Origin of the sequence: Pseudomonas sp. IT-196MI5 (assembly GCF_949767415.1) — a bacterium.
GTDB lineage: Bacteria > Pseudomonadota > Gammaproteobacteria > Pseudomonadales > Pseudomonadaceae > Aquipseudomonas.
Window position 1 is genome coordinate 95,976 of record NZ_CATKPZ010000002.1, and the last position, 12,785, is coordinate 108,760.

Genomic DNA, 12,785 nt, shown 5'->3' on the forward strand with positions numbered 1-12,785 from the left:
TTTTTTATTAGGTTGGGGGGAACCGTAATCAACAGGGAAATACTCGCTCTGCGCGGGGTGGCGGGCAATGGTCAAAGTTATCAAGTTGCCTGACTGTTTTGGCCAAAGCCCGCAGGGCATCACGCGATGAAGTGCACCCCGGGTTTGACGCGCTCGTCCACGGTCAGCTCGAACGCATCCGGGCGGGCATAGTGACCAACCACGTCAAAGTCATAACGGGCGCGTACCAGGTCGTCGGTGTCGATTTGTGCAGTGAGCAGACCGGCGCTATCACGCAACGGTCCGGCGAGGATGTCGCCCATGGGACCGACGATCACGCTGCCGCCGGCGATCAACGGCCGATTCGCCGGCCAGTTGGCGATGTCCAGGCCCAGGGCCTGCGGCGATGCCTGGACCTGACAGGCACTGACCACGAAACAGCGCCCCTCATGGGCGATGTGGCGCATGCTGACCTGCCACATCTCCCGTTCGTCCACGGTCGGCGCGCACCACACCTCCACGCCTTTGGCGTACATCGCCGTGCGCAGCAGCGGCATCATGTTTTCCCAGCACACCACCGCGCCGACGCGCCCGACCTGGCTGTCGATCACCGGCAAGGTCGAGCCATCACCCTTGCCCCAGATCAGCCGCTCGGTGCCGGTGGGCATCAGCTTGCGGTGTTTGGCCACCAGCCCGGCCTGCGGATCAAAGTACAGCGCGGTGCAGTACAAGGTGCTGCCGGCACGCTCGATCACGCCGATCACCAGATTGGCCCCAGAGCGCGCGGATAGCGCTGCCAGCGCTTCGGTTTCCGCGCCGGGTACGTCAATGGCATTCGAAAAATAGCGGGCAAAGGCTTCGCGACCTTCCGGCAGGCGATAGCCCAGTTGCGTGCCAAAGCCCTCTCCTTTGGGGTAACCACCCAGAAGCGCTTCGGGCATCACCACCAACCCGGCGCCGGATTCGATGATCGCGTTTTCATAGGACAGGATCTGTTCCAGTGTTTGCGCCTTGCCATCGGGCAAGGCACCGATTTGCAGGGCCGCAACGATTGATTTGGGCATCTCGGAAACTCCATTCGCATCAGGTGTTGCTCATTCTCCGGCGCCACGTGATCATCAATAAAGACCGATTCACTGCTGAATGATATGAGCCAAATGAATATCACCGACATCGACCTCAACCTGCTCAAAGTCTTCGAAGCACTGCACGAAGAGTCCAGCGCCAGCCGTGCCGCCTTGCGCCTGGGCGTGACGCAATCGGCCGTCAGCGCGGCCTTGCGTCGGTTGCGCGAGGTGTATGGCGATCAGCTGTTCGTGCGCACCGGACGCGGCCTGGCCCCCTCGCTCAAGGCCAATCAGCTCAAGCCGGTGGTCAGCGATGCCTTGAACAAGTGCCGGCAGAGCCTGGCGATGGTCGATCCGGCCGCGCAACAGTACGAAGGCCGCTCGGTCACCGTGGGAATGTCGGATGATTTCGAGATTGCCTACGGCCGGCGGCTGATCGAGGAAATAGGCCGTGGCGCGCCGAAACTGCGGTTGATTTTTCGCCAGACCCACAGCCAGATCGTCGCCCAGGCGTTGCTGGAGCGCAGCATTGACCTGGCGATTACCGCGGGCGGGTTTGCCGAGCGGCTGCTCAGCCGTCAGGTGCTGGGGGAAGGTGGCTATATGTGCCTGGTGGACCCGTCGAGCCTGGTCCAGGGCCAGCAGGGCATCAGTCTTGAGGAGTTTGTGGCCCGCGAACACATTCTGGTGTCGTCCGGCGGTTTTATCGGGATTACCGATGAAGGATTGGCGGCGCTGGGGCTGAGTCGAAGGGTGTGCGCCTCGACCACGCATTTTGCCGCGTTGCCGCATTTGCTCAAAGGTAGCCGGGCCGTGGCGACCATTCCGGCCCATGCCGCCCAAAGCATCGCAACGCTCAGCGGGCTGGCGTTGCTACCCTGCCCTTTGGCGTTGCCGCGTTACCCGATCGAGCTGGGCTGGCGCACCAGTATCCAGCTCGACCCGGTGGTGTTGAAAGTGCGCGAAGCGATTGTCGCCGGTTTCTCGCAGGAGCTGCCGCAGGCTGCGATCTTTTGATGTTTTCTTTTCGGCGACTGCTGCGCAACAAGATCAAGATCAACAGATCGCAGCCTTCGGCAGCGCCTACTTGGCGGCCATCAAGCGATTGACTTCACTGCGCACCATGTTGGCGAATTCCGGAGGCGACATGCCATCCAGCTCGGCGCGCACCCATTCGGCCCATTTGCCTTTGCGCTTGGCCCGTTCGCCGAACAACCGTGCGGCCTCGCCCTTGGCTTTGCCCAGGTTGTTTTGCCAGAGTTCGAACAGACGGGATTTCTCGTCTTCAAGCGCAGCGCGCTCGGCGAGGGGTTTGTCGGCCAGATTGAAGCTCATGGGAATTTCCTGCTGCGTAAAATAGGCGACATCTTACACTGTAGGACGAAATGTCCTGCGCCGGTTTTTCAGCAAGATGGCCTCCCCGGGGAAAATAGCTGCAACCAGCGTACGCGACTGGACCTTGCCCGCAGTCGAGGCCACTGAAATCCATATCGGCGGGCATCCATGGCAAACACGGAACCCTGTGGGAGCGGGCTTGCCCGCGATGAGGCCATCACATCCAACATCTTTGTTGACTGACGGTCCGCCATCGCGGGCAAGCCCGCTCCCACAGAGGGTTGCGTTAATTAGCCGTTATTTGCCATTACCTCGAATCACTCCCCCGCCAGCTCCCGCAAGTTCGCCAGCGTCTGCGCATCCAGCTCGATGCCATTGACCTGTGATTTGGCGCGCTGATGGTGACGCCGGTCACCGGGCAAACGCTTCAAGCCGACACCGTGCATTTGCCGCACCAGCTCCTGGCTGCGCTCGGCAAAACTTTGCCCCACCGCTTTGCTCGGGTCGATCACGATAAGCAATTGGCCAGTCCAGGGCGTCTTGGCGCCGGGATGGTTGTTCCAGTCGAATTCGAAGGAAAAATTGCCGCCGGTCAGTGCCGCCGCGAGCAACTCGACCATCATCGACAATGCCGAGCCCTTGTGCCCGCCAAAAGGCAGCAACGCACCGCCCTCAAGAATCGCTTTCGGGTCTGTGGTCGGCTGGCCGAGGCTGTCCACGCCCATCCCTGCCGGCAAGCGTTTGCCCTCGCGTGCGGCAATCTGCACATCGCCATGGGCAATGGCACTGGTGGCCAGGTCGAAGACAATCGGTGCGCCATCGGCCCGCGGCGCAGCGAAGGCAATCGGGTTGGTGCCGAACAGCGGCCGGTCGGCGCCGTGGGGCACCACGCAGGTCATGCTGTTGACCACGCTCAAGGCCACGAGGCCTTCTTCGGCGAAGGGCTCGACATCCGGCCACAAGGCAGCGAAATGGTGCGAGTTACGGATTGCTAGCACCGCGATGCCGGCACTCCGGGCTTTCTGTATCAGCAACTCGCGTGCCGCCGCCAGGGCCGGTTGCGCAAAACCGTTAGCGGCATCGACCCGCACAAACCCTGAAGCCACATCTTCGACCACCGGAACGGCCTGGCCATTGACCCAGCCACTTTGCAGCGTCGAAACATAACCCGGAATCCGGAATACCCCGTGACTGTGCGCGCCGTCGCGCTCGGCACCGGCGCAGTTTTGCGCAAGTACCCGGGCAACATCGGCCGACGTGCCGTGACGCAGAAAAATCTTCTCGAGCAAAGCGCTCAGCGCTTCGAATGACAGGTGTGACGAGATCGCAGTAGATGCGTGATCGTGTGGCGCAGACATCTGAAGCTCCAGACTGATTATTGGAGGGAACAACAGCGTACAAAGACCCGCCGATTAACAACGCGCGGCGAGCGACCTGTCAACCTTTCGCTCAGGGTCGATGAGGATATCCGTATCACGAATGCCTACTGCCCGTGCGTTATCTATTTACCGTCTGCATCATCGCGCCGGCTTTTAGTCTCGAAACTCAATCCACAAGCGCCCTTGAATGGCACCTTGAACGAGACTCGACGATGTCTACACCTGAAACTCCGCTGTTTTTCCCCGAAGCACTGACGTTGCGCGGCCGCTGGAGAGAACTGGGCAAAACCCACGGGCTGACGCAAAAGGACTTCGAATGGTTCAGCCATATCGAACTGGCCAGCCAGGCACTGCGCGATAAGCAGACGCCGCCCATGCTGGCGAAAAGAATCCTGCTGAAAATACCGGGACTGGAGCGTTTGGCGCTGGCCGGCAGTTTTTTGCTGACTGCGACACCCGATGACAACGGCGTAATTCTCTACACCCCATACGCCGGGATACAGAAGTTCACTGACCGTTCGGCCCTGACCGAACAGCTGGTGAAACAACTCGAAGCGGGCGACGAAGACGATAATCTGCTGGCCTTCATGGCGCTGTCCCAACGCAGGGCGGTGGTGGAGGCGGTGACCATCGGGGTGGACTTTCAAACCATCGAAGGCGACGTGTTCGAGGACCAACGCAACACCCTATTCACCCATCAGCAACTCAATGACCAGGCCCTGCTCGATGAGCTCAAAGCGCTGCCGCCCCTGACGTCGCTGCTCGAGGCATTGCTCAGTGAACAGCTGGCTACCGCTTTTCCCGGTCTGGACCAGCGCCAGACTCAGGTGAATTTCTATCTGGCAACGATTGACGAGAACACAACCCGACGCTGGGTCAATTCCCTGTCCCTGAGCGACGCGGTACTCCTGCACTATCGCCATCAGCGTTGGCCGTCCGGACAGTCCCCTGAGTTTTCCCATCCGAAAAAAACTTCAAAAAAAGCCGACCAGCCACTCTGGGAAGCCGTCGTCACCACGATCTCGCGCAAACTCGTCAGCCTGTTGATCAGGCAGCTCGAAGGTTTCTGGGCTGCAGCAAGTGTCGATGGTGCATCGCGTCGCGCATTCTTCGGCCGGGCCATCGCCGATCAGGCGCGAGTGCAACTGCTGCTCAAGCGCGAAGCCGGGATCATCACCCCGGAGCAAGGCCAGGATTTGCATGCGTTGATCTCGACGGCCAGCCGGGCGAACGCATCAATGTCGGTCGAAACCGTGCGCCTGTGGGAGCACCGGGCCAACTATGTCGAGTTGGCCGGCTCACTGATGGTCAGCGCCCGCGATGCGTTTCTCTACACACCCACCCAAGGCCTGCAGGTGCTCAAGGACTATCAGGACTTGTGCGATACGGTGCTGAGCAAGTTCAGCACGGCCGGGCACGAGGAAGAACTCTATGGCCTGCTGAGCCTGGACGAACGCCAGCGCTTCATCGGTTTTGACCGGCCGAATGTGACCGGGGAAGTGATGTCCGGCGCGATCTTCCCCAAGCTCTTCGACGCCATCATCAGCAAGCAACTGCAGAACATGGAATATGCCCTGCAGGTGTACCGTCACAGTGACGGCAACGTGAACATCCACGCCCTCTTCGACAAGGCGCTGGATATCCGCTCGATGATCAGCGAACGGCTGCTGACACTGGAGACCGACGGACGCTGGAGCACACGGCCCGTGTTAACCGGCGATCAGCATCCTTCCACGGTGCTGGCGGATACCGCGGCAGCTTTCGCCAAGACCTTCAGCGACATCGAAACACTGATCAACGCGGATTTTGCGGCGCAACCGCTCGCTTCGCTGGCCCTGCAGCGGGTATATCTGGAAAACATGAAACCTCACCTGGCCCATGCGCTTTCCGTCGGCATCCGGGGCGAGGCCAGTCTGCGCAGGCTCAGCGCGACACTGCGGGATGCGGACCGGGCCATTGTCGAAACGGTATTCAACCCGAATCAGACAGACCGGCAGAGCCGTCTGTCACTCAAAGGCTTCCGGCCCGATGCCTATTCATTGACGCTGGAGTGCTCCGCTCAGGGCGATGTCCTGCCCTTGGCCCATTGCCTGCTCATGACCGAGCGTGGCGGGCTCGACGCCTCGCATTCCGGCAGGTCGATCCTGTGGACACCCGCCGAGGGCCTGGAAGTCTTTGACACCCTCAATCGTGCACGGCTGGAACTGAACCGCCGCCTGCTCGACCCACGACAACGCCTGGCGCTGCTGGACAACCTCTCCCCGGCCCAGCGCGTCTTTCACCAACGTTATTCGCTGGGACCGCTGCGGCTGATTGAAGGATCTGTGTTGGAGCGGGTCGCGCAATCGTCCATCGAACACTTTCTGGCTCGCTGCGAACACGTACGCACCTTCGGTCTGAGCGAAACGAAGCAGAAAAAAGCCCTGAAAAGCCTGACCACAACCGCCTTCAACGCCAACCTGCCAAGAGCCACCTCGATTGCCCGTGCGATCAGCCGGCAGCAGTCCCTGCCCGCCTGGCTTGGAATGGCTCCGCTGGAAGACCAGCGTCAGCACCTTGAATGGCTGGAGCAATACCGCAACAGCGTTGATGAGGACAAAGACTATTTGCACGGGATCAAACCCCTCAAGTCGCATGTGCATGAGACGTTGACGTCATTGCTCGCCAGCCGCTTCCCTGCACAAACGCTGGACCCCGACAACATCGAGATCACCCCCGACCTGGCCCTGGCCGGCCCCGCAAGGAGCCTCACAGAGTTCGCCCTGAACCATGTCAACATCGCACAGGGCACCGGGTTCAAAGTCAGCTCGGCAACCCTGCAAGCTCTGCCCGCCGGACTGGACCAGGCGGCTGTCCGTCAACTGTTGCTGTCATTGAACCTCGCGCAAAACTACGCCAGACAGGTCACTGACAATTTGTCGAATCAAGCAGCTGACGTCGAAAGCCGAATGCTGCGTTTCGTCAAACAGCTGCCCTGGCAACTGCTGCAACACGCCCACGAACTCAAGCTGCGGCAACGCCTGTCCGGTAGTGCTTTCGATTTGCTTCGCCAGGTACTGGACATGCCGGACGCCATCGCCCGGACTACCGTTCAGGGGGCACATGCGATTGTCCGGCCACTGGAACTGATCAAGACAACCGGCGCCGCCGCCGTCAAAGCGCTGGGCCTTTACCTGATTGGCCCTGGCGGTGGCAACACAGGCCCACAAATTCTCTATGCCCCCTACCATCGCGCAGGTTCACCGTTTGTAGAGTTTGAAAATGAGGCCAGCGTGGTCTCGGCGTTCAACACGCCGGGAGTCTTGCAGGAAATGTTGATACGTCGCCTGCCAGACAGTGAGCAGACCGTGTTTCGCAACCTGTTCGAATCCACCATTGGCCAGTTGAGCGAAATGACTCTTGCGTCCAACCCCATCGGCGGCAACGTACTCAGCCGCTTTTTCCATGACAACACCCAACTGCTGACACGATTGCTCGGTAGCCAGTCGCATGTTTCGGGCCAGTCGGACTGGGAGGCTGTCAAACACCTGTTCAGCCCCGCAATCAATTTCTTCTCGGGGCTGTTACCGGGCAAACTCGCGTATCTACAGTTTCTGTGGAATGCCTACAAGGACGCGCGAATCTCGGCTGAAGCCCTGCAGGACCATCACTGGAAAACTGCCTTGCAGTATTTTATTGCCGGTGCGGTGCAGATCGTGACGTTGGGCCGGTTATCGCTTGAAGGATGGGCCGACAGCGCCCAGGCAACCGGTGAAACCATCGCTGAGCCGGCTGCCACCCCCGTGATTGCGCAATCCTGGTCGCAGGTCCGTTCGACAGCACCGTTGCGTACGCGGCTGCAACCGTTCGAAACCACCGTCGAACTGAAGAACCTGACGAAAAACCGCACGGATGGCACCTACCTCGATGCGGCGAGCAGAAAAACCTACGCCCCTATCGCCGGCAAGGTGTACGGCGTGAACAAGACCGGGGCGGTCTGGCGAATGATCAAAGGCCAGGAAGAAGGCCCCGTGCTGCTCACAACATCTGACAAGCAACTGGCGATCGACCCGGACACTCACACCGTCCACTTCGGCAAAGCCCTCTCGAAAATGCACAATCAGTTTGCTTATGCACATGCTGCCCAGGATGTTCTGAACATCGAGGCCCGGGGGATGAAGGAAATCCGCGCCAAACATCCTGAAAAAGCCCGCATGATCGTGCAGGCCATCGACATGGCTCGCTATTACGCGTTCAACAGCCTGCACAACCTGGTGCATCTGCGCAAACTCGTCCCAGGCACACGGCTTGATACCTTCCTCAAACAATTCTTTGATGTCGGGCAGCTCGACAATGCACTGATCGACAAAATCAAACAGGCTATCGTTCCCATCTGTAACGCGCTGGTCGACCCCGATGAAGACTGGATGAACTCACAACGCTTTATCGTGGGTTCAAACCGGAACCCGAAGGACATCCTCGTCGCGTTTGTCCTGGACAAGGATCAACAGCGCCATGTGCATTTCACGGAACGATTCTTCGATCAACAACTGGACTGGTACAAATCCTGTTTGACACAACCCTTCGACGTCGACAGCCACAGCCAGGCCGCCACGCTGATACACGAATTCGCCCATTTGTTTTCCGGGGCCGTGGACATTGCATACCTTGAGGCCAGGCGGCCGTTCAGCGATCTGGTGGCATCGACCACCGCCTATGGCGCAGCCATGAAACAGAATCAGATGGACTTCCAGCGAGTAGCCCTGTCAATGGAAACGCCAGAGGAGGAACTGTTCGCACGCTGGAACAGTGGTCTGCGAACGTGGATCAGCCTGGATTCGATTCCGGATTCTGATCACGTCGGCAAGGCCATCCTGCGGCTGACTGGCAGCAAGACCATGGAGAAGGCACGGGAAGCTTTTTTGAACGGGCAGGATTCGAATATCCGAACCGACGTCATTTTGCACAATGCCGACTCCATTGCCTTTTTGATCTGCGAAATGGGCCGGCAACTGGACCCGGTACCGGTCATTTCGACCTCTGAAACCTGATCCCCACGTCATAACGCGCAGATCTGCGGATCTGCGCTGCACGGCGGTATTTGTCTTGATCTTTTTTCACGCACCCTGTGGATACTGCTACCCACGTGCACCGTGCCTCCCTGTAGGGGCGAAGCTCACATCAAAAACTCAGGGTTTTTACCGTGCATCGGCGCGTGGACTGACAGGTTGATCACACGATGGCGACAAATTTTCTACATTCGAGCCTTCATGATCTGCGCTGCTCATGTGTCTAGTCTTGTAAGAGCGCCCACTTTTTCCTGATCAGGCTCTGAAAAGGAGTTTTGCAATGTACAACTCGCCACTGCCAACGGACGGTAGCAATGCGCCAAAGGGTACTTCCGTGGCAGTCGGCGTATTCGAGCCGCGTACCGATCGTCACCGCAACGATCGGATCAGAATCCTGCTCAAAGGCTTTGGCCTGCGAACCAGCCTGATCCGCCTGAAAGTCATCGATGCCCTGCTGACTGCCGCCGAAAACGACTGCAGCCTGGGCGTACGTGGCGTGCACAGCCAATTGCTGGAGCTGGACATTCCCTTGTCGTTTCTAAGCGTGCGTGAAGTGCTCAAGCGCTTGTGCAGCGAAGGCGTGATTGTGCTCAACCCCGACAAAAGCTACAGCCTGCATCCCCAGGCTGCTGCCATTCTGCGCAACCAGTGATCGAATGATCAGGGCTTGACCTTGCGACGCATCACACCATTGATGACCACCACGATCACCGCCACGCCTATGGCGATGTACTGGAACATTTTTTCACTGATGACGCCGGTGTTCTGCAACCAGGAAAGGCCAAACATGATCCCCAGCACCACCAGGGAGATCAGAATCGAGTATTTCAAACGTTGCGACTGAGTCATTGCAGGTTCCTGAATCTGAAAATGTATCCGGTTTGTATCGATTCGCATGCCAAGTGCCTACCCTGTTTCGGGGATAAACAGCTACAAGCGGGGGTCTCATGTTACAGCCGATGAAGAGTTTTGGCTTCATAACGGCGATAACCATGAGGACTTTCACATGTTGCGTCGAATCACATTGCTGATGCCTCTGCTGGCCATCCTGACCTTGGGCGGTTGCATTGTTTTCCCCTACGGGGGCTGGCACCACCATCACCACTACGACCATCGCGGACCAGGTTACTACCAACATCGTTAACAGCTATTCAACGTCCTGAATCCTTTCGATAGAAGTCATTGCCGGGCTGGGCACACAACTCAACCAGCCAATCGACAAACACACGCACCCGCCGGGATAACTGGCGGTGCGGCGGATAAAGCGCCGTCATCGGCATGCCCGGTGGCGGCACTTCCCCAAGCACTTCACACAATCGCCCCTCCTGCAGTTGCCGCGCCACGTGATAGTACGGCGTCTGCACCAGGCCATACCCCGCCTCGCACGCGGCCAGATAACCATCGGCACTGTTGACCGCCACCTGCTTGGGCAGATCGACCGACTGCACCTGGCCATCCACGACAAACTCCAGCCCATAGCGTTTTGCGTTGCTGGAGACGTACTCGACCATCCGGTGCCCGTCCAGGTCGTCCAAGGTATGGGGCGTTCCGTGCCGCTGCAGGTAGTCCGGGCTGGCACAGGTCACCTGATCCATCATCACCAGCGGCCGTGCCACCAGCGAATCGTCCAGCGGCGAGCCTCCGCGCAACACACAATCGACACCTTCGCGAATCAGGTCCACCGGCCGGTCATTCAAACCTATTTCCAGCTCGATCAAGGGATAGCGGGTGGTGAATTGCGGCAGCGCCGGAATCACCACCAGGCGCCCCACTCCCGCCGGCATGTCGACCCGCAACAAGCCCTTGGGATTGTGGCGCGCCGCGCTGAACACCGCTTCGGTCTCTTCAAGATCCGCCAGCAAGCGCACGCAACGCGGGTAATAGGCCGCACCGTCGAGCGTCAGGCTGATCTGCCGCGTGGTGCGTTGCAGCAGTTGCACCCCCAGATGCGCCTCCAGTTGCTTGATCAGGATGGTCACTGAGGCCCGGGGCAATTGCAGGCTGTCGGCGGCCCTGGCAAAGCCACCGAGTTCGACGATTCGGGTAAAGACGCGCATGGCGTTGAAACGGTCCATTGCAGGTTCCACCGGCAGATTGTTTAGATTTAACGAATAGTGATAGCCGTTTTAGCCGGTTTATCTTGTTTCTGTCGAGGCGAACAATAGCGACTCACGTCACAGGGAGCTGATTTCATGCACACACGACAATTGGGAAAAAACGGTCCGCAGGTGTCGGCCATCGGCCTGGGCTGCATGGGCATGACCGACTTCTACACCACCGGCACGGACACCCGCGAAGCCACGGCCACCCTGCATCGCGCGCTGGAACTGGGCGTCAACCTGCTCGATACCGCCGATATGTATGGCCCGCACACCAACGAAGAACTGATTGGCAAGGCCATTGCCGGCAAGCGCGATCAGGTGTTCCTGGCCAGCAAGTTCGGGATCGTCCGCGACCCGGCCAACCCCACAGCCCGGGGCGTCAACGGCCGGCCGGAATACATTCGCCAATCCATCGATGGCAGCTTGAAACGCCTCGGCGTGGACACGCTGGACCTGTATTACCAGCACCGAATCGACCCACAGGTGGCTATCGAAGAAACCGTCGGCGCCATGGCCGAACTGGTCAGTGCCGGCAAGGTGCGTTACCTGGGATTGAGCGAGGCATCGGTGGCGACCCTGGAACGGGCGCACAAGGTTCATCCGATCAGTGCGTTGCAAAGTGAATATTCATTGTGGAGCCGTGACCAGGAGGAAAACGGTTGCCTGGCGGCCTGCCAACGTCTGGGCGTCGCCTTTGTGCCCTATAGCCCGTTGGGCCGAGGCTTTCTGACCGGCGCTTTGAAAAGTCCGGATGATTTCGCGGCGGATGACTACCGCCGTTTCAGCCCGCGCTTCCAGGGCGAAAACTTCGCAAAAAACCTGCTACTGGTGCAACAGGTACAGGCGCTGGCGGCAGAGAAAGGCGTGACGGCCGGCCAACTGGCGCTGGCATGGGTGCTGGCCCAGGGTGATTACCTGATTCCGATTCCAGGCACCAAGCAACGCAAATATCTGGAAGAAAACGTGGCTGCTCTGGAGGTGACGCTGAACGCCGAAGAACTGCACGCGCTGGAAGCGATCTTTCCGGCAAATGCCACCGCAGGCCTGCGTTATCCGGAAGAAGTCATGAAATTGCTCGACCGGTAAGGGCGCCGGCCCGCTCAATAAACCGGGCGGGCCGGGCAACATGGCGTCAGGCCTCTTCCGAGAGAACACTGCCTGGCCTCACCATGGGGCCGTTGTTCTTGCCGTAAGTTTCCAGGTTTTGCAGCACGTAGATCGCTTTTTTGAACTCGGGAATCAGGTAGTTGGCGTACTTGTTACCCTTCAGATTGTTGTTCTGGATGTTCTCCAGTTGCGTGGCGAAATATTCCAGCGCATTGAACTTCGCGTCAGGGTCCTTGATGCCAAACCGGTCGAACTTGTCACCGGCATTGCTCAGCGTGACCGCCGTCACATCGCTGATCAGGCCACGCTCTTTCAGAAAGACACTGAGACTGCCCATGGACTTGACTGAAATATCAGTAGGATCAAAACCCTTCATCTGCTTGCGCAATTTCATCTTGTCCATCTTGACTGTATCCAGCTCGACGGGATTGTTGCCCACCAAGTCAAGCATCTGCCTGACCTTGACGCTCTGGGGAACAGTCTTTGATCTGCTGGCGGTATCTCGAACCAACAAGCCCGCTTTCGCAGTCCAGGCGCCGGTATAACCGATAGTCATTGAAAACTCCTTGCTTGACCAAGTTAGGAGGTCAGGAGTATCGGCCGGAGCACTTGACGCCACCAAACTTTAATTCGGAGTTTTAACAATTCTCGTACAATTCAGATACATGCTGTAAAACTTATTGTTTATTAGATATTCGCACTTTGAAGAATAGCCCTTCAGACTTTTCCTACATAGCGACTAGTTGGTTCTTATCAACACCGATACTT

General features: G+C 58.7%; 11 protein-coding genes. 5 read left to right on the plus strand and 6 right to left on the minus strand.

The window, feature by feature from the left end; all coding sequences use genetic code 11:
* Positions 1 to 119: 119 nt before the first annotated feature.
* The gene (locus ACM6IK_RS01305) at positions 120 to 1,043 is read right to left on the minus strand and encodes a carbon-nitrogen hydrolase family protein (protein ID WP_414872810.1); all 924 of its coding nucleotides are present in this window, start codon (positions 1,041 to 1,043) and stop codon (positions 120 to 122) included.
* 84 nt (positions 1,044 to 1,127) lie between these two features.
* Here ACM6IK_RS01305 and ACM6IK_RS01310 point away from each other — a divergent pair, with 84 nt between their 5' ends.
* On the plus strand, positions 1,128 to 2,063 hold the full coding sequence (locus ACM6IK_RS01310; RefSeq protein WP_414872811.1) for a LysR substrate-binding domain-containing protein: 936 nt from the start codon (positions 1,128 to 1,130) through the stop codon (positions 2,061 to 2,063).
* A gap of 66 nt (positions 2,064 to 2,129) precedes the next feature.
* On the opposite strand, the gene ACM6IK_RS01315 is transcribed toward ACM6IK_RS01310, so the two are convergent.
* Both ACM6IK_RS01315 and ACM6IK_RS01320 read right to left on the minus strand, forming a co-directional pair.
* Positions 2,130 to 2,381 (minus strand): hypothetical protein, encoded by a 252-nt coding sequence (locus tag ACM6IK_RS01315; protein ID WP_007983592.1) that lies wholly within the window; start codon positions 2,379 to 2,381, stop codon positions 2,130 to 2,132.
* 317 nt (positions 2,382 to 2,698) lie between these two features.
* Positions 2,699 to 3,739, minus strand: coding sequence for an Ldh family oxidoreductase (locus ACM6IK_RS01320; RefSeq protein ID WP_414872812.1), 1,041 nt, complete (start codon positions 3,737 to 3,739; stop codon positions 2,699 to 2,701).
* Positions 3,740 to 3,972: 233 nt separating this feature from the next.
* Here ACM6IK_RS01320 and ACM6IK_RS01325 point away from each other — a divergent pair, with 233 nt between their 5' ends.
* Together ACM6IK_RS01325 and ACM6IK_RS01330 are read left to right on the plus strand one after the other, a co-directional pair.
* Positions 3,973 to 8,790, plus strand: coding sequence for a dermonecrotic toxin domain-containing protein (locus tag ACM6IK_RS01325; RefSeq protein ID WP_414872813.1), 4,818 nt, complete (start codon positions 3,973 to 3,975; stop codon positions 8,788 to 8,790).
* Between the two features lie 298 nt (positions 8,791 to 9,088).
* Positions 9,089 to 9,460 (plus strand): fe2+ zn2+ uptake regulation protein, encoded by a 372-nt coding sequence (locus tag ACM6IK_RS01330; RefSeq protein ID WP_414872814.1) that lies wholly within the window; start codon positions 9,089 to 9,091, stop codon positions 9,458 to 9,460.
* Between the two features lie 8 nt (positions 9,461 to 9,468).
* Here the strand turns inward: ACM6IK_RS01330 and ACM6IK_RS01335 are convergent, their stop codons facing one another.
* Positions 9,469 to 9,657, minus strand: coding sequence for a hypothetical protein (locus ACM6IK_RS01335; protein WP_007970993.1), 189 nt, complete (start codon positions 9,655 to 9,657; stop codon positions 9,469 to 9,471).
* Positions 9,658 to 9,814: 157 nt separating this feature from the next.
* Here ACM6IK_RS01335 and ACM6IK_RS01340 point away from each other — a divergent pair, with 157 nt between their 5' ends.
* On the plus strand, positions 9,815 to 9,952 hold the full coding sequence (locus ACM6IK_RS01340; RefSeq protein WP_414872815.1) for a hypothetical protein: 138 nt from the start codon (positions 9,815 to 9,817) through the stop codon (positions 9,950 to 9,952).
* Between the two features lie 7 nt (positions 9,953 to 9,959).
* Here ACM6IK_RS01340 and ACM6IK_RS01345 read toward each other — a convergent pair whose 3' ends face one another.
* A complete protein-coding gene (locus tag ACM6IK_RS01345; protein ID WP_414872816.1) occupies positions 9,960 to 10,883 on the minus strand; it encodes a LysR family transcriptional regulator in 924 nt (307 codons plus the stop codon).
* A gap of 117 nt (positions 10,884 to 11,000) precedes the next feature.
* Here ACM6IK_RS01345 and ACM6IK_RS01350 point away from each other — a divergent pair, with 117 nt between their 5' ends.
* Positions 11,001 to 11,996 (plus strand): aldo/keto reductase, encoded by a 996-nt coding sequence (locus tag ACM6IK_RS01350; RefSeq protein ID WP_108217467.1) that lies wholly within the window; start codon positions 11,001 to 11,003, stop codon positions 11,994 to 11,996.
* A gap of 46 nt (positions 11,997 to 12,042) precedes the next feature.
* Here ACM6IK_RS01350 and ACM6IK_RS01355 read toward each other — a convergent pair whose 3' ends face one another.
* Positions 12,043 to 12,573, minus strand: coding sequence for a hypothetical protein (locus tag ACM6IK_RS01355; protein ID WP_414872817.1), 531 nt, complete (start codon positions 12,571 to 12,573; stop codon positions 12,043 to 12,045).
* Positions 12,574 to 12,785: the final 212 nt, after the last annotated feature.